Annotated in this window: 16 protein-coding genes; 9 read left to right on the forward strand and 7 right to left on the reverse strand. The window is 67.4% G+C overall.

All coding sequences use genetic code 11. From position 1 onward, the window contains the following. Positions 1 to 113: 113 nt before the first annotated feature. Positions 114 to 4,178, forward strand: coding sequence for a phosphoribosylformylglycinamidine synthase (purL, locus tag BSE24067_RS13330; protein WP_151066676.1), 4,065 nt, complete (start codon positions 114 to 116; stop codon positions 4,176 to 4,178). Further along, positions 4,178 to 4,720, forward strand: a complete 543-nt coding sequence (locus BSE24067_RS13335) for a GNAT family N-acetyltransferase (RefSeq protein ID WP_151066674.1) — start codon at positions 4,178 to 4,180, stop codon at positions 4,718 to 4,720. Before purL ends, BSE24067_RS13335 begins: the two co-directional genes overlap by 1 nt. A gap of 217 nt (positions 4,721 to 4,937) precedes the next feature. Here BSE24067_RS13335 and BSE24067_RS13340 read toward each other — a convergent pair whose 3' ends face one another. From BSE24067_RS13340 to BSE24067_RS13360, 5 genes are all read right to left on the reverse strand, one after another. After that, positions 4,938 to 5,720, reverse strand: a complete 783-nt coding sequence (locus tag BSE24067_RS13340) for a peptidylprolyl isomerase (RefSeq protein WP_151066672.1) — start codon at positions 5,718 to 5,720, stop codon at positions 4,938 to 4,940. Positions 5,721 to 5,738: 18 nt separating this feature from the next. Further along, positions 5,739 to 6,047 (reverse strand): BolA family protein, encoded by a 309-nt coding sequence (locus BSE24067_RS13345; protein ID WP_151066670.1) that lies wholly within the window; start codon positions 6,045 to 6,047, stop codon positions 5,739 to 5,741. Position 6,048: 1 nt separating this feature from the next. After that, entirely contained in the window at positions 6,049 to 6,579 is a 531-nt protein-coding gene (locus BSE24067_RS13350) for a septation protein A (protein ID WP_011352350.1), read from the reverse strand. Between the two features lie 124 nt (positions 6,580 to 6,703). After that, the gene (msrB, locus tag BSE24067_RS13355) at positions 6,704 to 7,135 is read right to left on the reverse strand and encodes a peptide-methionine (R)-S-oxide reductase MsrB (protein ID WP_151066668.1); all 432 of its coding nucleotides are present in this window, start codon (positions 7,133 to 7,135) and stop codon (positions 6,704 to 6,706) included. 44 nt (positions 7,136 to 7,179) lie between these two features. Continuing rightward, positions 7,180 to 8,748 (reverse strand): protein adenylyltransferase SelO, encoded by a 1,569-nt coding sequence (locus tag BSE24067_RS13360; RefSeq protein WP_151066667.1) that lies wholly within the window; start codon positions 8,746 to 8,748, stop codon positions 7,180 to 7,182. Positions 8,749 to 8,912: 164 nt separating this feature from the next. Here BSE24067_RS13360 and BSE24067_RS13365 point away from each other — a divergent pair, with 164 nt between their 5' ends. From BSE24067_RS13365 to BSE24067_RS13385, 5 genes are all read left to right on the forward strand, one after another. Then, a complete protein-coding gene (locus tag BSE24067_RS13365) occupies positions 8,913 to 10,556 on the forward strand; it encodes a 3-(methylthio)propionyl-CoA ligase (protein ID WP_151066665.1) in 1,644 nt (547 codons plus the stop codon). Between the two features lie 183 nt (positions 10,557 to 10,739). Then, positions 10,740 to 12,824, forward strand: coding sequence for a 3-hydroxyacyl-CoA dehydrogenase NAD-binding domain-containing protein (locus BSE24067_RS13370; protein ID WP_151066663.1), 2,085 nt, complete (start codon positions 10,740 to 10,742; stop codon positions 12,822 to 12,824). A gap of 35 nt (positions 12,825 to 12,859) precedes the next feature. Next, the gene (gene pncA, locus BSE24067_RS13375; protein ID WP_151066661.1) at positions 12,860 to 13,492 is read left to right on the forward strand and encodes a bifunctional nicotinamidase/pyrazinamidase; all 633 of its coding nucleotides are present in this window, start codon (positions 12,860 to 12,862) and stop codon (positions 13,490 to 13,492) included. Positions 13,493 to 13,534: 42 nt separating this feature from the next. Further along, positions 13,535 to 14,713 (forward strand): acetyl-CoA C-acyltransferase, encoded by a 1,179-nt coding sequence (locus BSE24067_RS13380; RefSeq protein WP_151066659.1) that lies wholly within the window; start codon positions 13,535 to 13,537, stop codon positions 14,711 to 14,713. A gap of 314 nt (positions 14,714 to 15,027) precedes the next feature. Then, positions 15,028 to 16,428, forward strand: a complete 1,401-nt coding sequence (locus BSE24067_RS13385) for a GGDEF domain-containing protein (protein WP_151066657.1) — start codon at positions 15,028 to 15,030, stop codon at positions 16,426 to 16,428. Between the two features lie 135 nt (positions 16,429 to 16,563). Here the strand turns inward: BSE24067_RS13385 and BSE24067_RS13390 are convergent, their stop codons facing one another. Both BSE24067_RS13390 and BSE24067_RS13395 read right to left on the reverse strand, forming a co-directional pair. Continuing rightward, positions 16,564 to 18,705, reverse strand: coding sequence for a hypothetical protein (locus BSE24067_RS13390; protein ID WP_151066677.1), 2,142 nt, complete (start codon positions 18,703 to 18,705; stop codon positions 16,564 to 16,566). Between the two features lie 961 nt (positions 18,706 to 19,666). Further along, positions 19,667 to 20,053 (reverse strand): MerR family transcriptional regulator, encoded by a 387-nt coding sequence (locus BSE24067_RS13395; protein WP_151066655.1) that lies wholly within the window; start codon positions 20,051 to 20,053, stop codon positions 19,667 to 19,669. 85 nt (positions 20,054 to 20,138) lie between these two features. On the opposite strand from BSE24067_RS13395, the gene BSE24067_RS13400 reads away from it, so the two are divergent. Beyond that, positions 20,139 to 21,059 carry an alpha/beta fold hydrolase gene (locus tag BSE24067_RS13400; protein ID WP_151066654.1) on the forward strand — a complete coding sequence of 307 codons (921 nt, stop codon included), beginning with the start codon at positions 20,139 to 20,141 and terminating at the stop codon, positions 21,057 to 21,059. Then, positions 21,041 to 21,289, forward strand: coding sequence for a hypothetical protein (locus BSE24067_RS13405; RefSeq protein ID WP_420883501.1), 249 nt, complete (start codon positions 21,041 to 21,043; stop codon positions 21,287 to 21,289). The genes BSE24067_RS13400 and BSE24067_RS13405 overlap by 19 nt, the downstream gene beginning before the upstream one ends. Positions 21,290 to 21,336 lie beyond the last annotated feature (47 nt).

Below are 21,336 nucleotides of genomic sequence, written 5' to 3' on the forward strand. Positions count from 1 at the left end.
GCGCGGCGGGTGCCGATCGACCGGTCTGGGACGAGCGACTTCCGGGTATAATTACGGCCTTCCTTTCGCCCCACGTCGCCACCTCGCGCGACTCATCGACGTCAGTCCAGCCCATGGCTCACTTCTCGTGTTTTCCCGGCGCTTCGGCCCTCTCCGATTTCCGTCAAACCCGTCTGCTCGACACGCTCAGGCAAATCGACGCCAACATCGTCGCGGTGCGCGGGCAGTTCCTGCACTTCGTCAACGCGGCCGAGCCGCTGTCGGCCGATGACAGCGCACGCATCGACGCGCTGATGCACTACGGCGCGCCGTTCGAGCCGGCGGCCGAAAAGGGGGCGATCGAGACCTTCGTCGTGCTGCCGCGTTTCGGCACGGTCTCGCCGTGGGCGAGCAAGGCGACCGACATCGCGCAGCATTGCGGCCTCACGCAGGTGCGCCGCATCGAGCGCGGGATCGAATTCACGGTCACGCTGAAGTCGGGGTTGCTCGGCGGCAAGAAGACGCTGTCCGACGACGCGCGCGCGGCAGTCGCCGCCGCGCTGCACGACCGGATGACCGAGAGCGTGGTCGCCGCGCGCGACGACGCGAAGCACCTGTTCGACGAACTGCCGGCCAAGCCGCTGTCGACCGTCGACGTGCTGGGCGTCGGCCGCGCCGCGCTCGAGCACGCGAACGTCGAGCTGGGCCTCGCGCTCGCCGACGACGAAATCGACTACCTGGTCGACGCGTTCCGCAAGCTCGAGCGCAATCCGACCGACGTCGAGCTGATGATGTTCGCGCAGGCGAACAGCGAGCACTGCCGCCACAAGATCTTCAACGCGCAGTGGACGATCGACGGGCAGGAGCAGGACATGTCGCTGTTCGCGATGATCCGCAACACCGAGAAGGTGAGCCCGCAGGGCACGATCGTCGCGTATTCGGACAACTCGTCGATCATGATGGGCGCCGAAGCCGAGCGCTGGTTCCCGCGCAACACGGGTACGGCCGGCGAGCCGGGCCAGCGCTACGGCCGCCACACCGAGCTCACGCACACGCTGATGAAGGTCGAGACGCACAACCACCCGACGGCGATCTCGCCGTTCCCGGGCGCGGCGACCGGCGCGGGCGGCGAGATCCGCGACGAAGGCGCAACGGGCCGCGGCGCGCGCCCGAAGGCCGGCCTCACCGGTTTCACCGTGTCGAACCTCGACCTGCCGGACGCCCGCCAGCCGTGGGAAAACGACCGCGACGCGGCGCAGCCGATGGCGGAACGCAATCCGAACGAGCAGCACGGCCCGTATGGCCGCCCGGACCGCATCGCGTCGCCGCTGCAGATCATGATCGACGGCCCGCTCGGCGGCGCCGCGTTCAACAACGAATTCGGCCGTCCGAACCTCGGCGGCTACTTCCGCGTGTACGAACAGAACGTCGGCGGTCAGGTGCGCGGCTATCACAAGCCGATCATGATCGCGGGCGGCCTCGGCAACATCGCCGATCAACACACGCACAAGCACGACGTGCCGGCGGGTTCGCTGCTGATCCAGATCGGCGGCCCCGGCATGCGCATCGGCATGGGCGGCGGCGCGGCGAGCTCGATGGCGACCGGCGCGAACACGGCCGAACTCGACTTCGACTCGGTGCAGCGCGGCAACCCGGAAATCGAGCGGCGCGCGCAGGAAGTGATCAACGGCTGCTGGCAGCTCGGCGCGGAAAACCCGATCCTGAGCATCCACGACGTCGGCGCGGGCGGCCTGTCGAACGCGTTCCCCGAGATCGTCGACGGCGCGGGCAAGGGTGCGCGCTTCGAACTGCGCAAGGTCGCGCTCGAGGAATCGGGCCTGTCGCCGCGCGAAATCTGGTCGAACGAGGCGCAGGAGCGCTACGTGCTGGCGATCGCGCCGGCCGACCTGCCGCGCTTCGAGGCGATCTGCGCGCGCGAGCGCTGCCCGTTCGCGGTGGTCGGTGTCGCGACCGACGAGCGCCAATTGCAACTCGTCGACGACGAAGCGACGGGCACCGATGCATTCCCGGTCGACATGCCGATGGAAGTGCTGCTCGGCAAGCCGCCGCGCATGCACCGCGACGTCACGCGCGTCGCGACCGAGCGCGCGCCGGTCGACGTGACGGGCATCGCGCTGTCGCAGGTCGCGGTCGACGTGCTGAAGCATCCGACGGTCGGCAGCAAGTCGTTCCTGATCACGATCGGCGACCGTTCGGTCGGCGGCACGTCGGTGCGCGACCAGATGGTCGGCCCGTGGCAGGTGCCGGTGGCCGACTGCGCGGTGACCGCGCTCGACTACGCGGGCTTCAAGGGCGAGGCGATGACGATGGCCGAGCGCACGCCGCTCGCGGTGATCGACGCGCCGGCATCGGGCCGCATGGCCGTCGGCGAGGCGATCACGAACATCGCGAGCGCGCCGATCGCGTCGCTCGACAAGCTGAAGCTCTCCGCGAACTGGATGGCCGCGTGCGGCACGGCCGGCGAGGACGCCGCACTGTTCGACACGGTGAAGGCGATCGGCATGGAGCTGTGCCCGGCGCTCGGGATCGGCATCCCGGTCGGCAAGGACTCGCTGTCGATGAAGACCAAGTGGGACGAGCAGGGCGTCGCGAAGGAAGTGGTGTCGCCGGTGTCGCTGATCATCTCCGCGTTCGCGCCGGTCGACGACGTGCGCCGCCATCTGACGCCGCAACTGCGCCGCATCGCGGACGCGGGCGACAGCGTGCTGATCGCGATCGATCTCGGCCGCGGCAAGAACCGGATGGGCGGCAGCATCTTCGCGCAGGTCACGCAGCAGGTCGGCGACGAGACGCCGGACGTCGACGATCCGGAAGATCTGAAGCGCTTCTTCAACGCGATCCAGTCGCTCAACGCGCGAGGCTTGCTGCTCGCGTACCACGACCGCTCGGACGGCGGCCTGTGGGCGACGGTGTGCGAAATGGCGTTCGCGGGCCATGCAGGCGTGTCGCTGAACGTCGACATGCTGACGCTCGACCCGAACCACGAATCCGACTACGGCGACGCGAAGGACTGGGCGAAGCAGACGAGCGGCCGCCGCGAGGACCGCACGCTGCGCGCGCTGTTCTCCGAGGAGCTCGGCGCCGTCGTGCAGGTGCGCGCGGCCGACCGCGACGCGGTGCTCGCCGCGCTGCGCGAATGCGGCCTGTCGGCGTGCTCGCACGTGATCGGCACGGTCAACGATCGCGACGTGATCGAGGTGTATCGCGACGCGAAGAAGGTGTTCGATGCGCCGCGCGTCGAACTCCATCGCGCGTGGAGCGAGGTCAGCTGGCGCATCGCGCGCCTGCGCGACAACCCGGCCTGTGCGGACGCCGAATACGACGCGCTGCTCGACGCGGCGGATCCTGGCATTTCGCCGGTGCTGACGTTCGATCCGGCCGACGACATCGCCGCGCCGTTCATCGCGACGGGCGCACGTCCGCGCGTCGCGATCCTGCGCGAGCAGGGCGTGAACTCGCACCTCGAAACGGCCTACGCGTTCGACCGCGCGGGCTTCGACGCGCACGACGTGCACATGAGCGACCTGCTCGCGGGCCGCGCGACGCTCGCCGATTTTGCCGGTGCGGTCGCGTGCGGCGGCTTCTCGTACGGCGACGTGCTGGGCGCCGGCGAAGGCTGGGCGAAGACGATCCGCTTCAACGCGAATCTCGCCGACATGTTCTCCGCGTTCTTCGCGCGTCCCGACACGTTCGCGCTCGGCATCTGCAACGGCTGCCAGATGCTGTCGAGCCTCGCATCGATGATTCCGGGCGCGGAAGCGTGGCCGAAGTTCACGCGCAACAAGTCCGAGCAGTTCGAGGCGCGCTTCTCGTTCGTCGAAGTGGAGAAGTCGCCGTCGATCTTCTTCGCGGGGATGGAAGGCTCGCGCATTCCGGTGGCAGTCGCGCACGGCGAAGGCTATGCGGACTTCTCGCAGCAGGGCGACATCGAGCGCGTCGCGGTCGCAATGCGCTACGTCGACCATCGCGGCGAAGCGACCGAACGCTATCCGTTCAACCCGAACGGGTCGCCGGCCGGCATCACGTCGGTCACGACGGCCGACGGCCGCTTCTCGGTGCTGATGCCGCACATGGAGCGCGTGCACCGCACGGTCACGATGAGCTGGCATCCGGACGGCTGGGGCGACGCGAGCCCGTGGATGCGCGTGTTCCGCAACGCACGCCGCTGGATCGGCTGATGTTCGATCCGCACGCGCCGGTCGACATCGTCACGCTGCGCGACGAACGCGCGCGCGACGTCGACGCGATCGGACGCGTGATCGCGGCCGCGTTCGCGGACGAGCCGCAGCACGGGCAGTTCGAGCGGCAGATCGTCGACGCGCTGCGCGCGGTCGGCGCGCTGAGCGTGTCGCTCGTCGCGGAGCGCGACGAGCGCGTGATCGGACACGTTGCGTGCTCGCCGGTGTCGATCGGTGGCGAGCCGGCCGGCAGCCACGGCTGGTACGGGCTCGCACCGCTCGCGGTGCGGCCCGAATGCCAGCGGCAGAGCGTCGGTGCAGGGCTCGTGCGCACGGGGCTCGACGCGTTGCGCCGGCTCGGTGCCCGCGGCTGCGTCGTGCTCGGCGATCCCGCGTACTACGCGCGATTCGGTTTCGTGCCGTCCGGCGATCTCGTGTTCACGGGCGCGCCGCCCGAGTATTTCCTCGCACTGGCGTTCGATGAAGCGGCACCGCGGCCGTCGGGTGCCGTCCGCTATCACGACGTGTTTCATCCGTCGTAGCGGGTCGCCGCACTGATCGCCCGCTATCCCCGTCATCCCGCCGTTCCGAAAAGCCGCCTCGCGCGGCTTTTTCGTTGCACGGCCGATGCGGCGGCGATGAGCCGCGTTAGCGCGAGGCCGTTGCGTTCGCGGCCCGCAGGCGTCGTGCGACGCGCAAGCGACCATGAAAAAAGGCCGCTCCAACGAGCGGCCTTTGCGCGGGCGGACTTCGCCGACGTTACTGGATCTTCGCCTGCTGGCGCAGACCTTCCTCGAACGCCTGCAGTTTCTGCTGCACGAGCTGCTGCGCGATTTGCGCCTTCACCTGGTCGAACGGCGGCGGCGCGACGTCGCGGACGTCGTCGACCCGGATGATGTGCCAGCCGAACTGCGTCTTCACCGGCGCGTCGGTCATCTGGCCTTTCTGCAGCTTCTGCGCGGCGGCCGCGAATTCCGGCACGTACGCCTTCGGGTCCGACCAGTCGAGGTCGCCGCCGTTCTTGCCCGAGCCCGGATCCTTCGAGTACTGCTTCGCCAGATCCTCGAACTTCGCACCGCCCTTGATCTTCGCGATCAGATCCTTCGCCTGCTGCTCGCTGTCGACCAGGATGTGATGCAGGTGGTACTCGCGATTGCCGCCGGCACCCTTCACGAGTTCGTCGTAGCGCGCCTTCACTTCGGCGTCGGTCGGCTGGTTCTTCTTCAGGAAGCTCTCGATCATCGAGCGCAGCACGACCGTCTGCTGCGCGACGGCGACCTGCGCCTTCACTTCCGGACGATTCGGGATGCCTTCGCGGATCGCTTCCTGCATCAGGATCTCGCGGTTCACGAGTTCCTGGCGCACGGCCTGCTGAAGCTGCGGGCTATCGGTCTGGCCTTGCTGGACGAGTTGCGCGACCATCGCGTCGGCGCGCGACTTCGGAATCGGCGTGCCGTTGACGACGGCGATGTTCTGGGCGAATGCCGGTGCCGCTGCAAACGCAGCCGCCGCGACCCACAGGCGGGGGGATTTCAGGATCATCGGGAATTCCTGTTGAGACTAGATTGAAGATTCGTTGAACTCTTCGGGCGTGTAAGCCACGATCGCGAGCGCGTGAATGCCGCGCTGCATCGCATCAGCGAGCGCATCATACACCAGCCGGTGCCGGGCGACGCGCGGCTTGCCCGCGAACGCGGCCGACACGATCGTCACCGTGTAATGGCCGCCGGCGGCCGCGCCGGCGTGACCGGCGTGCTGTGCGCTGTCGTCGCGCACGACGAGCGACAGCGGCGCGAGCGACGCGGTGAGGCGCGCTTCGATCAGCGCGATGCGCTCGTCCGGCGAGGCGTTCAGAAAGGCGTCGGTCATGTCATTCGTCCTTCAGGTACTTCGTGAGCCACAGGCTCTGCAGGATGATGAACACGACCATCGCCCCCGTCGTGCCGAACAGCTTGAAGTTCACCCACTGCGATTCGGTGAAGTTGTGCACCACGTACAGGTTTGCGACGCCGAGCACCGCGAAGAACAGCGCCCATGCGACGTTCAGTTTGTCCCACACGGGGTGCGGCAGCGTGAGCTGCTTGCCCATCATCTTCTCGATCAGGTTGTTGCCGAACGCATAGCGCGCGGCGAGCAGCCCGATCGCAAACAGCCAATACAGCACAGTCGGTTTCCATTGAATGAATTTTTCGTCATGCAGGACGAGGGTGGCGCCGCCGAATACGACGATCACACCGAGGCTGACCCACAGCATCGTGTCGACTTTCCGGTGCCGGAAGGCGACCCACGCGACCTGGGCCAGTGTCGCGACGATCGCGACGGCGGTGGCGGTGAAGATGCCCCAGACCTTGAAGGCGGCGAAAAACAGGATGATCGGAAACAGATCGAACAGGAATTTCATGGCGCTCGCAGCTGCGTGAAAGGCCGCATCGCGCGGCCTTTCACCGTTGTGGGGACCCGCCAGGCGTCACCGTCCGGGAGCGGGGCAGCCCGCAAGACTGCCCGGCCGATCCGTCCGGCGCCGCTCATTCGTTTTCGGGTCGGGACTCGAAGTTTAACGCAGCCGAATTGATGCAGTACCGCAAACCGGTCTTGTCGCGCGGGCCGTCCTCGAACACGTGGCCGAGGTGCGCGCCGCAATGGTTGCAGCGGACCTCGACGCGCACCATTCCGTGCGAGCGGTCGATCTTCTCGTCGATCACCTCGCTGTTCAGCGGCTTGAAGTAGCTGGGCCAGCCGCAGCCCGAGTGGAACTTCGCGCCGGACTCGAACAGCGGCGTGCTGCACACGACGCACTTGTAGATGCCCGGATCTTCGGTGTCGGTGTACTCGCCGGTGAACGCGCGCTCGGTCGCCGCGTGCTGCGTGACCTCGTACTGCATCGGCGTCAGGCGCCGGCGCAGCTCGGCGTCGTCCTTTTGGTACGGGTAGGTCTTGTCGTCGGAATCGTGTGACATGTGAGGGTTCTCCTGATCGGTCGGTCGGGTCGTGCGGGTCGCGGTCACGACGAGCAGCTCACCTCGAGCGACCCGGCCCAGTCGGGCGGCAATGCCGCATACGCTTCATGTTCCGGTTGTTCGTCGAACGGCCGGCGTAGCACCTGCGCAAGCCGTTCGACTTCGGAAAAATCCTTCTCCTTCGCGCGCCGGATCGCGACTTCGGCCAGATGGTTGCGCAGTACGTATTTCGGGTTCACGCGATTCATCGCGGCCGCGCGGGCCGCGTCGTCGCGCGTCTCGTCGGACAGCCGCGCACGGTAGAGGTTCGCCCACGCATCGAACGCATCGCGATCGATGAACAGGTCGCGCACCGGTGCGTCGCGGCTCGCATCGTGCTTCGAGATCTGCGCGAGCCGGCGGAACGTCAGCGTGAAATCCGCACGGCTCGCATGCATCGTCTCGAGCAGCTTGTTCGCGAGTTCCGCATCGTTGTCGTGCTCGAGCTCGAGGCCGAGCTTCGCGCGCATCGCGCGTTCGAGCGCGGGGCCGAAGCGTTCCGGAAATTTCGCGAGCACGGCCTGCGCGTCGTCCACCGCGCGCTCGGCGCGCGCATCGTCGTCGGCGATCCCGTGCTGCAGCCCGATCAGCGGCAGCAGCGCCTGCGCGAGGCAGTAGCAGTTCCAGTGCGCGATGCGCGGCTGCATCCGGTACGCGTAGCGGCCGCTCGTGTCCGAGTGGTTGCAGATGTGGTTCGCGTCGAACGCGTCGACGAAGCCGAACGGGCCGTAGTCGATCGTCAGGCCGAGGATCGACATGTTGTCGGTGTTCATCACGCCGTGGCAGAAGCCGACCGCCTGCCACTGCGCGACGAGGTCGGCCGTGCGCAGCATCGCGGCTTCGAGCAGCGCGAGGTACGGATCGTCGGTGTCGCGGCAGGCCGGATAGAAGCGGTCGATCACATGATCGGCGAGCTGGCGCAGCAGGTCGGGGCGGTCGTTCGAGAAGAAATGCTCGAAGTGGCCGAAGCGCACGAAGCTCTCCGACACGCGTGTGACGACGGCCGACGTCTCGATCTCCTCGCGCACGACCGGCTGGTCCGAGCCGATCACCGTGAGCGCGCGCGTGGTCGGAATGCCGAGGTGATGCATCGCTTCCGAACACAGAAATTCGCGGATCGACGAGCGCAGCACCGCGCGGCCGTCACCCATCCGCGAATACGGCGTGCGGCCGCCGCCCTTGATCTGGAGCTCGTAGCGCTGGCCGTCGGTGCCGGGCAGCTCGCCGATCGTCAGCGCGCGGCCGTCGCCGAGCTGGCCGGCCCACACGCCGAACTGGTGGCCCGAATAGACCGACGCGTACGGCAGCGCGTTCGCGGGCCAGTCGCGCGTCGGGTTGCCCGCGAACAGCTCGGCGAAGCCCGGCTGTGCCGCGAGCGAAGCCGGCAGGCCGAGCAGTTGCGCGACTTCATCGGAAAAGCCGACGACGTACGGCGCGGGCAGCGGCGCGGCCGGCAGCCGCGTATGAAACGCGTCGCCGAGCGTGACGAACGCGCCGGCGGCCGGCGCGCCGAGCGTCGCGGCGAGGTCGGGGAGGGTGTCAGCCGCATCGGCTGCGCTTCGGGAAAACGACATGTTGAGCGCCTCTGGGTAAGCCGATATTGTAAGGCGGCGCCGCGCCGCCCGCATGGCGGCCCGCACGCGCCGCGCAGCGCCCGTCCCGGCCGTGGACGCGCCGCACGCACGCGCACCGCTTCGAGGCTGGTCACCGATTCGCGTCCTTCAGGGAGAACAAGACGATGGGTAAGCCGTTGCTGGGCCAGATGATGAACATGCCGTTGCTGGTGTCGTCGCTGATCGCGCATGCCGCGCGTTACGCGGGCGACACGGAGATCGTGTCGAAGCGCGTGGAAGGCGGCGTGCACCGCTACACGTACCGCGACTGCGAGCAGCGCGCGAAACGCGTCGCGCAGGCGCTGTCGCGGCTCGGCGTCGAAACGGGCGAGCGCGTCGGCACGCTCGCGTGGAACGGCTACCGGCATCTGGAGGCGTATTACGGGATCGGCGGAATGGGCGCCGTGTGCCACACGATCAACCCGCGCCTGTTTCCCGAGCAGATCGCATACATCATCAATCATGCGGAAGACCGCTACGTCTTCTTCGACCTCAATTTCGCGCCGCTCGTCGACGCGCTCGCGCCGCAGTGCCCGCACGTGAAGGGCTGGATCGCGATGACCGACGCCGCGCATCTGCCGTCGGGCGCGACGCCGTACCTGTGCTTCGAGACCCTCGTCGACGCCGAGGACGGCCGCTACGACTGGCCGTGCCTCGACGAGCAGCAGGCGTCGGGCCTCTGCTACACGTCGGGCACGACCGGCAATCCGAAGGGCGTACTGTATTCGCATCGCTCGACGGTGCTGCACGCGTACGGCGCCGCGCTGCCCGACGCGATGAACCTGTCCGCGATGGACGCCGTGCTGCCCGTCGTGCCGATGTTCCACGTGAATGCGTGGGGGCTGCCGTACGCGGTGCCGCTCACCGGCGGCAAGCTCGTGCTGCCCGGCAAGGACCTCGACGGCAAGTCGCTGTACGAACTGATGGAGGCCGAGCGCGTGACGTTCTCGGCGGGCGTGCCCACCGTGTGGCTCGGCCTGCTGAACTACATGCGCGAGGCCGGCGTGCGCTTCTCGACGCTGAACCGCACGGTGATCGGCGGTTCCGCGTGTCCGCCCGCGATGCTGCGCACGTTCGAGGACGAATACGGCGTGCGCGTGATCCACGCTTGGGGGATGACGGAGCTGTCGCCGCTCGGCACGCTCGCGAAGCTGAACTGGGCGCAATCGCAGCGGCCGCTCGACGCGCAGCGCCGGCTGCTGGAGAAGCAAGGGCGCGTGATCTGCGGCGTCGACATGCGCATCGTCGGCGAGGACGGCAACGAACTGCCGTGGGACGGCGTCGCGTTCGGCGAGCTGCAGGTGCGCGGGCCATGGGTGATCGATCACTACTTCAAGGGCGATACGTCGCCGCTCGTCGACGGCTGGTTCCCGACCGGCGACGTCGCGACGATCGACCCGGACGGCTTCCTGCAGATCACCGACCGCAGCAAGGACGTGATCAAGTCGGGCGGCGAATGGATCAGCTCGATCGACATCGAGAACGTCGCGATCGCGCATCCGGGCGTCGCCGAAGCCGCGTGCATCGCATGCGCGCATCCGAAGTGGACCGAGCGGCCGCTGCTCGTCGTCGTGCCGCGCGACGGCGCGAACCTGACGCGCGACGCGCTGCTCGCGTTCTACGAAGGCAAGGTCGCGAAGTGGTGGGTGCCCGACGACGTCGTGTTCGTCGAATCGCTGCCGCACACGGCGACCGGCAAGCTGCAAAAGCTGAAGCTGCGCGAGACGTTCCGCGACTACGTGTTGCCGACGGCCGTCTGCGCGCCGTAGATCCGGGCCGCCGATAGCCGGCCGCACGGCCGCCCGATCCGGCCCCCGGATCGGGAGAAAATTCAAATTGAACGACCGTGCTTTTTCGTTGTATGCTGCCTCCGTTCGATCCGGACATGCGGCCGTTCGACCGCGCACAATGAAGCGCAGCCACCCCGGCGCGCGATGCATGGAGGCAGGCAGATGGCAGTGGATTACTCGACTCGCGACGGCGTGGCCGTCATCACGCTCAACAATCCGCCCGTCAACGGGCTCGGCCTGTCGACGCGCCAGGGCGTCATGGATGCGCTCGATCGCGCCGCGCAGGATCCGTCGGTCACGGCGATCGTGCTGACCGGCGCGGGCCGCGCGTTCTCGGGCGGCGCCGACATCACCGAATTCAATACCCCGAAAGCGCTGCAGGAACCGACGCTGCACACCGTGATCCGCGCGGTGGAGGCGAGCGCGAAGCCGGTCGTCGCGGCGTTGCACAGCGTCGTGATGGGCGGCGGGCTGGAACTCGCGCTCGGCGCGCACTATCGCGTCGCGGCGCCCGGTGCGCAGGTCGCGCTGCCCGAGGTGAAGCTCGGCCTGCTGCCGGGCGCGGGCGGCACGCAGCGGCTGCCGCGCGCGGTCGGGCTCGAAACCGCGCTGAACATGATCGTGTCGGGCGCGCCCGTGCCGTCGGAGCAGCTCGCGACGAGCGGACTGTTCGACGCGATGGCCGACGGCGATCTGCTCGAGACGGCCGTTGCGTTCGCGCGCAAGGCCGGCGCGCACAACGGGCCGCATCCGCGCGTGCGCGATCGCCAGATCGTCCACGAGAATGCGGCGGGCTTCATCCAGTTCGCGCGCAATTCCGTGCGGGCCGCCGCGCCGAACTTCCCCGCGCCGCACAAGTGCATCGACGCGATCGAGGCCGGCGTGTTGAACGGCTTCGACAAGGGCAGCATCGCCGAGCGTGACGGCTTCGTCGCGCTGATGATGACGCCGGAAAGCCGCGCGCTGCGGCACGCGTTCTTCGGCGAGCGCGCGGCGAGCAAGATTCCCGACGTGCAGGCCGATACGCCGGTGCGCGAGATCCGCCGCGTCGGCGTGATCGGCGCGGGCACGATGGGCGGCGGGATCGCGATGAACTTCATCAACGCGGGCTTGCCCGTCACGCTGCTCGAGACGAAGCAGGAAGCGCTCGACCGCGGCGTCGCGACGATCCACAAGAACTACGACGCGCAGGTGAAGAAGGGCAAGCTCACGCAGCAGAAGCTCGACGCGCGCTTGGCGCTGATCACGCCGACGCTGTCCTACGACGATCTGAAGGACGCCGACCTGATCGTCGAGGCCGTGTTCGAGGAGCTCGGCGTGAAGGAGCAGGTGTTCCGCAAGCTCGACGAAGTCGCGAAGGCCGGCGCGATCCTCGCGTCGAACACGTCGACGCTCGACGTCGACAAGATCGCCGCGTTCACGAAGCGGCCGCAGGACGTGGTCGGCATGCACTTCTTCAGCCCCGCGAACGTGATGAAGCTGCTCGAGGTCGTGCGCGGCGCGCGGACCGCGAAGGACGTGCTCGCCACCGTGATGGCGGTGGCGAAGAAGATCCGCAAGACGGCGGTCGTGTCGGGCGTGTGCGACGGCTTCATCGGCAACCGGATGATCGAGCAGTACATCCGTCAGGCGCTCTTCATGCTCGAGGAAGGCGCGCTGCCCGCGCAGGTCGATCGCGCGATCGAGAAGTTCGGCTTCGCGATGGGGCCGTTCCGGATGAGCGACCTCGCCGGCAACGACATCGGCTGGGCAATCCGCAAGCGCCGCTACGTCGAGAAGCCCGATCTGCACTACTCGAAGATCGCCGACCGCCTGTGCGAGCAGGGCCGCTTCGGGCAAAAGACGGGCGGCGGCTGGTACGACTACGTGCCGGGCCAGCGCAACGCGAAACCGTCGGCGCTCGTCGACGAGATGGTCGTCGCTTATTCGAAGGAGCGCGGCGTCGAGCGGCGCAAGATCGGCGACGACGAGATCGTCGAACGGCTCGTGTACGCGCTCGTCAACGAAGGCGCGAAGATCCTCGAGGAGAAGATCGCGTCGAAGGCGTCCGACATCGACATGGTCTATTTGACCGGCTACGGCTTTCCGCTGTGGCGCGGCGGCCCGATGCTGTACGCGGACATGGTCGGCCTCTACAACGTCGAGCGGGCGATCCGCCGCTACGCGGCCGCGCCGAACGGCGACGCGTGGCAGATCGCGCCGTCGATCGTCGAACTGGCGAAGGCCGGCCGCGGGTTCAACGGCTGACGGGCCGCGCGGCCGGGCCGGCAAGGAGAAACGCAATGAAACGCACCGACGACGTATTGCTCGTGATCGACGTGCAGTACGACTTCATGCCGGGCGGCGCCCTCGCGGTGCCGGACGGCGACGCTGTCGTGCCCGTGATCAACGCGCTCGCGCAACGCTTCGATCACGTCGTGCTGACGCAGGACTGGCACCCGCGCGAGCACGTGTCGTTCGCCGCGAACCATCCGGGGCGAGAACCGTTTTCGACGCTCGCGCTGCCGTACGGCGAGCAGGTGCTGTGGCCCGTGCATTGCGTGCAGGACACCGAAGGCGCGGCGCTGCATCGCGACCTCGACATCCCGCACGCGCGGCTCGTGATCCGCAAGGGCGGCGACGCGCAGGTCGACAGCTATTCCGCGTTCGTCGAGGCCGATCGCGCGACGCGCACGGGGCTCGCCGGCTATCTGCGCGAGCTCGGTGCGAAGCGCGTGTGGTGCTGCGGTCTCGCGACCGACTACTGCGTGGCGTGGTCCGCGCTCGATGCGCGCGCGGCAGGCTTCGAGGCCGCGGTGATCAACGATGCGTGCCGTGCGATCGACCTGAACGGGTCGCTCGCGCACGCATGGCAACAGATGCAGGCGGCGGGCGTCGCGCACGTGACGTCCGCGGGCGCGCGCCCGGCGGCGTAGCGCATTCCCATCCGACATGAAGCAGGACCGAAGGAGACTCGCATGACCGAAGCCGTAATCGTATCGACCGCACGCACACCGCTCGCGAAATCGTGGCGCGGCGCCTTCAACATGACGCACGGCGCGACGCTCGGCGGCCACGTGGTCGCGGCCGCGCTCGAACGCGCGAAGCTCGATCCGGCGCGCATCGAGGACGTGATCATGGGGTGCGCGAACCCCGAAGGCGCGACCGGCGCCAACATCGCGCGGCAGATTGCGCTGCGCGCGGGGCTGCCGGTCAGCGTGCCGGGGATGACGGTGAACCGTTTCTGTTCGTCCGGGCTGCAGACGATCGCGCTCGCCGCGCAGCGGATCATCGCGGGCGAGGGCGACGTGTACGTCGCGGGCGGCGTCGAATCGATCTCGTGCGTGCAGAACGAGATGAACCGGCACATGATCCAGGAAGGCTGGCTCGCCGAGCACAAGCCGGAGATCTACTGGAACATGCTGCAGACGGCCGAGAACGTCGCGAAGCGCTACGGAATTGCGAAGGAGCGGCAGGACGCGTACGGCGTGCAGTCGCAACAGCGCGCCGCGGCCGCGCAGGAAGCCGGGCGCTTCCGTGACGAGATCGTGCCGATCACCGTGCGCGCGGGCATCGCCGACAAGGCGACGGGGCGCCTGTTCACGCAGGAAGTGACGGTGTCGGCCGACGAAGGCATCCGGCCGGACACGACGCTCGAAGGCGTGTCGAAGATCCGCTCGGCCGTGCCGGGCGGCGTGATCACCGCGGGCAACGCGAGCCAGTTCTCCGACGGCGCGTCGGCATGCGTGGTGATGAACGCCGATGTCGCGCAGCGCGAAGGGCTGCAGCCGCTCGGCGTGTTCCGCGGTTTCGCGGTCGCCGGCTGCGAGCCCGACGAAATGGGAATCGGCCCCGTGTTCGCGGTGCCGAAGCTGCTGAAGCAGGCCGGATTGAAGATCGACGACATCGGCTTGTGGGAACTGAACGAAGCGTTCGCGGTGCAGGTGCTGTATTGCCGCGACACGCTCGGGATCCCTGACGATCGGCTGAACGTGAACGGCGGCGCGATCGCGGTCGGCCACCCGTACGGCGTGTCGGGCGCGCGCCTGACCGGCCATGCGCTGATCGAAGGCAAGCGGCGCGGCGTGAAATACGTGGTCGTCACGATGTGCATCGGCGGCGGGCAGGGGGCGGCCGGGCTGTTCGAAATCGTCTGACGTTAGATTGTGGGCGGCCGCCGTTCCCCGGCGGGGACGCGGCCGCCGCGATAAACGAATCGGCGGGTATCGCGACGGATTCCTCAGGATCGTGAAGCAATCGGCGGCGCTGCAAAGGTGCCGTTTCCCCTTACTTGTCAAACGAATTCCGGCACCTATACTTGCTCTGACATTTGCCTTTCGGCGGGATGGGCCAGCGCGCGTGGCGCACCGACGCACGCGACGCGCCTCCGGTAGCCGGCGAAGACGATGCAGCGCGCGTTTCCGGCACCGTGGACGTTCGAACCACGCAGCAGACCGAAACGGGGACCAAATTGAGCACAGCCTATGCAGCCGGGGAGCCGCCGCGTGTCGTCAGCGCGGCCGCGAGGCTCTACGCAAAATGCCTGCTGGTCGGATTCGCGTTGCTGCCGGCCTATCTGATTGCCTATCTGTGGTTCTTCAGCGACCCGCACGTCGTGTTCGAGAGCCACGCGTTCCATGAAATCGCGATCGCAGCCGCCACGCTCGAGGGCGCGTTCGTCACCTACGTGACCTGGGTGTGCTACCGGGCGTCCGGCGAGCCGCTGCTGCGCTGGCTGACGCTCGGCTTTCTCGGCTTCGCGATGATCTATGCGCTGCACGGGCTCTTCACCGGAATGGCGCATCACAATATCTGGCTGTTTCTGCTGTACGGGCCTGCGTCACGGCTCGTGATGTCGATGCTGCTGCTGACCGGCATGCTGTCGTATGCGCAGCCGGCCGATCGCGTCGACACGCGGACGCGTGCGCGCACGTGGCTGCCGTGGGTCGTGCTGTTCGTGATCGTCGACGCGGCGGTCGCGTACATCGCGTATTCGCCGATCGCGGGCGCATACGGCACGCGGACGTCGATGGAAGGCGGTGCGCTCGTGCTGTCGCTGCTGAACGTCGGCGTGCTGCTCGCGCGGCGCATCCGTTCGCCGCTGATGGTGATCTACGGCGTGTCGATCATGGCGTTCGCGCTGTCGTCGGTCGCGTTCCTGCTCGGCAAACCGTGGAATCACATGTGGTGGCTCGCGCATGCGATCTTCGCGGGCGGCTTCTTCCTGCTCAGCTACGGCGTCGTGCAGGCGCTGCAGACGACTCGCTCGTTCTCCGCGATCTATAGCCAGCAGGACCTGATGAGCCGGCTGTCGGAATCGATGGCGCGCACCGAAAGCGCGCTGCAGGAACTGCGGCGCACGAACCAGAAGCTCGAATACATGGCCGCGACCGACCCGATGACGGGCGCATCGAACCGCCGCCAGTTCATCGCGCAAGTCGAACGCGAGATCGTGCGCGCGGAACGCGACGGCACGCCGTTCTGCCTGCTGGCGCTCGATCTCGACAACTTCAAGAACATCAACGACGCGTACGGACATCAGATCGGCGACGAGGTGTTGCGCGGCGTCGTGCGCCAGTGTCTCGAAGCGATCCGGCCGGCAGGCGCGCTCGCGCGGGTCGGCGGCGAGGAATTCATGGCGCTGTTGCCGGAGATGCCGCTCGAAGGCGCGCGGATGACCGCCGAACGCGTGCGATCGTCGATCGCGAGTTCGCCGTTCGGGCTCGATTTCAAGCGCGTGCAGGTGACGGTCAGCGTCGGTGTCGCGCAGTACGGCGTCGACGGGAGCACGGTGGACGCGTTGCTGCGCGCGGTGGACGAGCGGTTGTATCAGGCGAAGCGCGACGGGCGCAATCGCGTGGTCGCGCACTGACGATGGGCTGCCGCCGATGCGGCGACGTGACCTGACTTGATGCGCGCGTGCGATGCCGCGTAGATCCGTTGGACGATCCGAATGAAGCCCCGCATGCGAATGCGCGTGCGGGGCTTTCGTTTCACCGGCGCGAACCTAGCGCGCTGCGATGGCCGCCGGGTTCCGCGGTTGTGCGTCGTCCATTTGCCGCGACGCCTGCCACCAGTACTTGCCCGCGCGCAGTTGCGGGTCGCGGATCGCGAGATACGTCGTACTCCACAGCTGCGCCGCATTGGCTTCCGTCGCATCCGCGCTGCGCGTGCCGAACGCATCGGTCTGATACTTGCCGTTCGCGTACGACCACGTCCACATTTCCGACGTGCGCATGTCGCGCCCGTTCGAGATCACCTGCCAGATCGTCTGCCGCGCCTGGGTCAGCAGCGTGCGCGTCGCGTCCGACAGATCCTGGCGCGCGAGCTGCCGATCGAGTCCGGCGACCCACATCGCCTGCTGCCACGACCAGATCACCGTGCCGTGATACGCGGAACTCGTGAACTTCGGCCACAGCGTCTGGCTCGCATACGCCGGGTTCGCGATCAGCATCCCGACGTCGGTCACGAGCCCGGTCGGGAACGGCCGCGTGACGTCGGCCACGATCCGCTGCAGTTCGTCGTCCGGCGGCGTGCCGAACAGCAGCGCGAAGCCGCCGTCGGAATTCATCACCGGGATCGGCGTGCCCTGCTGATCGAGCGACAACGCGTAGAAAGTCAACGGCGCGCTCGGCGCGGTGCCGGCCGGCACGCCGGCGGACGGCGCGTAGGCCGACACGTCGGTTGCCGCCTGCGCGGCCGGCACGCTGACCTGGAACAGCGGCGGCGCCTGCTGCTCCCAGGTGGCCGCCTGGGCCGCCGTGTTCGCGAGCGCCGCGCGTTGTCCCGCGTCCACGTACGGGTCGAGCAGGCCGCGGGCAAGGAACGCGTTCGCGGCGCGCAGCGCCGCCGGCACCAGCACCGCATTCACGTCGTACGGGTAGACGCCGCCGCCGAGCCCGTCGGTGCTGTCGCGCCAGTTGCCGACGATCTCGCCGGGGCGCAGGCGGATCAGGTTCGCGACCGTCGGTTGCTGCGCGAACGGCTGCGCGGTGGCCGCGACGTGCAGCAGGTTCACGACGAGCCGGCTGCCGTTGGTCTGGCCGTCGCTGCCGCGTTGCGCGAGATAGGCGGCTGCGCGCGCCTGGCCGCGCGGGTCGTCGATCAGCCACGCCGCCGCGATCGGCGCGAGCAGGTAGTCGCTGTCGATCATCTTGTAGTCGTAGGTCGGCGTCGCATCGTTCGGCCGGCCGTTCTTCGCGTTGTCGACCAGCGCGAATTCGCCGATCCCTTCCTCGTGCGCGACCTTGCCGTCGCTCGACAACCGGCTCAGCACCGACGACAAGCCGGCCTCGATCGCCGCCGGCTCGAGCACCGGCATCAGCATGCGCACCGAGATCAGCGTGTCGCGGCCGAAGTAGGTGTCGTACTGCCACGAGCCGGCGAGCAGCTTGTCGTGGAAGCTCAGGAATTCGAGCACGTTCTGGCTGACCGGGTCGGGGTTCACGGACGACGCGAACAGGTCGGCGCGCGTGATCGGCGACAACGGCGTCTCGCCCGACAGCGCGTCGACGTGCAGTTTCAGCGTGTGCGAGCCGGGCGCCGCGTGGAGCACGAGCTTGCCGCCCGCGGCCGTCGTGAGGGTGCCGCCGTCGCGCAGCGTGATGCGCAGCGCGTAGCCGGGCGCACCGTCGATCCGGTCGCGCTGCCACTGCGCGGCGCTGCCCTGGATCGTCGGCGCGGTGACGATCTGCGGCGGAATCGTCGCGCCGCCGTTGAAGTCGCGCAGGAAGCGCACGTTGCTGAGTAGCCCTTGGCGAACCGTCAGCGTGTCGGTGTCGACCGACACGTCGGCACCGATTCCGTAAAGCGGGCGGCCATGCGTGTCGGGGGCCGACAGCGCGGACGGCGGCGTATCGAGGCTCCAGTTCACCGGCTGCGCGGTATCGTCGAACCACAGCCCGGTGCCGCTGTTGCCGGCCGGAAACACCACGAGCAGGCGCGGCTTCGTGGACGAGCGCACCAGCAAATGCGCGGCGACCTGGTCCTGCCGGTAGAACGCATTGATCTGCCCGCCGGTGTCCATGCGGAACGACAGCGCGGCCGTGTTCGACGGCGGGTTGTTCGACCGGACGTCGTCGTCGTTGCAACCCGCAAGCAGGCCTGCGCAGACGAAGCCGACACACAGCGATTTCGTGAAGCGGTGCACGTTCATGACGACCCTCCTGACGACTGCGATTTTGTTATCGGAATGTTCGAATCAGCGGAGGCCGGCTCCGCTTCGTCCTGCATCGCGCGCATGATGGAAATGCCGCTGAATCAATTGCGCGGTGGCGCTCGGGGGCGAATGGACTGGCGATTAATCGGATAAACGATAAATGCCGAAAGGAAATGCAAAGTGACACGCCGCCCGTTGCGCAACGGGTGAAGTCGAAAGCGAGCGCCTTCGCTCCGGCCAATCAGCCTGGGTGAAGGGCGACGCTCTTGCAGCGACGGAAATTCAGACGAAAGTGTTGTAGGCGATTCTAGATTTCGATGAAAGTCGAAGTCAATATTATCCGATGGATTTTTAGAAACTTCATTTGCGTCGCAATAGTAATTATTACTCGGCGAATCGGTAAAAGCTGCGAATTGGCGGCAATGGATAATGAATCCGGATAGTGGTCGATCAAACGGAGGTCAATTGCCGTTTCAAAACGGCAATCGAAGCCGAGCAGGAATGGCCGCTTCGGTCGATCGATGGACGGTTATCCGGTCATTCTGGAATACGGCGCGCTCGGATGCGTGACGGCGCGCGATCGAACCGAGCAATGGCCGTTCCCGTCCCGCTATCCGGGCCAGACCTGCGCCATTGCTGCCGTCAAGTCGGATTCGCGACCGGTGCGTACCGCCGGTCGCATGCACGGCCGAGCTTGGCGGGCCAAGTGCCGCTGGGCACGCAGCACATTTCGTCGATCGCGGCGACGATCACGCTGACCGCTTGCGGTATCTATCGGCGCGCCACGCGCATGGACGGGGGAACCTGCCGGCTGCCCATTACTGCGCTCGGGCAGCGAGATGCAGCGCCGATTGGTCAGGAGGGATGCAAGCGCCTGCGGGCGGATACTCGCAGGAAGAAAAGCGCATCGAACGCGCCCGTTCGACGGTGATCTGCATGTGCCGCGTCCGCGTCAGTCGACGGGCGGCACCGCACCTTCGCGCAAGGTCTTGATGAGCCGCGCGCGACGCCTTTCGAGGTCTGCGATCTGTCGATCGATCGCTTCGAGCCTTGCCCGCTGAACGCCGGTGATCTGATCGCAAGAACGGGCGCCTTCGATCAGAAGCATGCAGTCGGGAAAGCCGCGAATATCGTCGATGGTGAAGCCGGTCGCGATCATCCGCTGAATCTGCTTGACCTGCGTGACCGCCTTCCCGGGGAACATGCGATAGCCATTGCTCGCACGTACCGAGGCGAGCAGACCGTGTTCGTCGTAATGCCGGATCGATCGCACGCTCGCGCCGGTGAGTTGCGAGAGTTGGCCGATCGTCAGCGGTTCCTGGGAAGGCGTGTCTTTCATGAAAATCAGCTTAACACGGTCCGCTTGACTCTCACATCAGTGTAAGGGTTCAGACTCGGCGCACCGACACTCTTCGAGGAAGGCAATGAGTTTTCGAACGTTCCTTAACGCTTTGATTTTTGCATTCTCGGCGGCGACGCTGTTTGCGTCCGCACCCGACGCGATAGCGGCGCCGAACAGCTATACCGTGACATCGACGGATGGGGTAAGGCTCGCGGTTCAGGAAAGCGGCAACCCGAACGGCCCGCCGATCATTCTCGTGCATGGATTGCTCGGCAGCCGCCTGAACTGGGACGCGCAGGTGCGAAGCGCCGAATTGCGCCGATACCGCATCATTACCTATGATCTGCGCGGTCACGGTCTGTCGGATAAACCGTCCGGCCCGGAGCCATATCACGATGGAAACCGTTGGGCGGACGACCTCGCGGCGGTGATCCGAGGCTCGCACGCGCGCAAGCCCGTCGTGGTCGGCTGGTCGCTGGGCGGCGTGGTGATCTCGAACTATCTCGCGAAATATGGCGACCGCGCGATCGCCGGCGCCGTGTATGTCGACGGGGTGGTCGAGCTCGCGCCGGATCAGATCGTCGCTCACGCCGACGTGTATCGGGACATGAATTCGCCCGATCTGAAGACGCATCTCGACGGCGAGCGCACTTTCGTCGGCCTGTGTTTCAACCAGCGGCCCGACGCCGACACATTCGCCCGGCTGCTGGCGAATGCCGCGATGGCGTCGTGGGACATGCAAAAAGAAGTGCCGACGATGACGGTCTTCGCCGCGGAGGGGCTTGCCAACGCGCGCGTGCCGCTGCTCTTCATCTACGGCGGTCGCGACGCACTGGTCGACACGCACGCGACGCTGGCTCGCGCGGCCGCGCTGAATCCGCGCATCGTCAGCAAGGTTTACGCGGATTCGGGTCACGCGCCGTTCATCGAGGAAGCTGCGCGTTTCGATCGCGATCTGGACGAGTTCGTCAGGTCGGGCCCGACATGGCGACCGACGAACTGAGCCATCTCGAAGTCCCGCCGCGCAAGCTGCCGTCGGCCGAGCCGTACGACCGCGTGCATTTCCGGATGCAAGCGGACGCGGAACCGTCGGCGGCCCGTGGAACCACGGCCGTGATCTCGGTCCGTGCGTCCGAACCGGCCGTTGACGGCGGCGCAGGCATTGCGGAAGGCATGCTGGAGCAACGCCAGGCGCCTGTCGAGCACGCACCAGCCGCCGCACTATCACGATAGCTTATCGCCAAGGTAGCCCGGCATGCATTCGGCTGTTTTGCTGCGGC

Source organism: Burkholderia latens, from assembly GCF_902499045.1.
Taxonomy (GTDB): domain Bacteria; phylum Pseudomonadota; class Gammaproteobacteria; order Burkholderiales; family Burkholderiaceae; genus Burkholderia; species Burkholderia latens.

Bases quoted from the DNA above. Each gene is read 5' to 3' on its own strand.
- purL (WP_151066676.1), top strand. From the start codon at position 114: ATGGCTCACTTCTCGTGTTTTCCCGGCGCTTCGGCCCTCTCCGATTTC.
- BSE24067_RS13335 (WP_151066674.1), top strand. From the start codon at position 4,178: ATGTTCGATCCGCACGCGCCGGTCGACATCGTCACGCTGCGCGACGAA.
- BSE24067_RS13340 (WP_151066672.1), bottom strand. From the start codon at position 5,720: ATGATCCTGAAATCCCCCCGCCTGTGGGTCGCGGCGGCTGCGTTTGCA.
- BSE24067_RS13345 (WP_151066670.1), bottom strand. From the start codon at position 6,047: ATGACCGACGCCTTTCTGAACGCCTCGCCGGACGAGCGCATCGCGCTG.
- BSE24067_RS13350 (WP_011352350.1), bottom strand. From the start codon at position 6,579: ATGAAATTCCTGTTCGATCTGTTTCCGATCATCCTGTTTTTCGCCGCC.
- msrB (WP_151066668.1), bottom strand. From the start codon at position 7,135: ATGTCACACGATTCCGACGACAAGACCTACCCGTACCAAAAGGACGAC.
- BSE24067_RS13360 (WP_151066667.1), bottom strand. From the start codon at position 8,748: ATGTCGTTTTCCCGAAGCGCAGCCGATGCGGCTGACACCCTCCCCGAC.
- BSE24067_RS13365 (WP_151066665.1), top strand. From the start codon at position 8,913: ATGGGTAAGCCGTTGCTGGGCCAGATGATGAACATGCCGTTGCTGGTG.
- BSE24067_RS13370 (WP_151066663.1), top strand. From the start codon at position 10,740: ATGGCAGTGGATTACTCGACTCGCGACGGCGTGGCCGTCATCACGCTC.
- pncA (WP_151066661.1), top strand. From the start codon at position 12,860: ATGAAACGCACCGACGACGTATTGCTCGTGATCGACGTGCAGTACGAC.
- BSE24067_RS13380 (WP_151066659.1), top strand. From the start codon at position 13,535: ATGACCGAAGCCGTAATCGTATCGACCGCACGCACACCGCTCGCGAAA.
- BSE24067_RS13395 (WP_151066655.1), bottom strand. From the start codon at position 20,053: ATGAAAGACACGCCTTCCCAGGAACCGCTGACGATCGGCCAACTCTCG.
- BSE24067_RS13400 (WP_151066654.1), top strand. From the start codon at position 20,139: ATGAGTTTTCGAACGTTCCTTAACGCTTTGATTTTTGCATTCTCGGCG.
- BSE24067_RS13405 (WP_420883501.1), top strand. From the start codon at position 21,041: ATGGCGACCGACGAACTGAGCCATCTCGAAGTCCCGCCGCGCAAGCTG.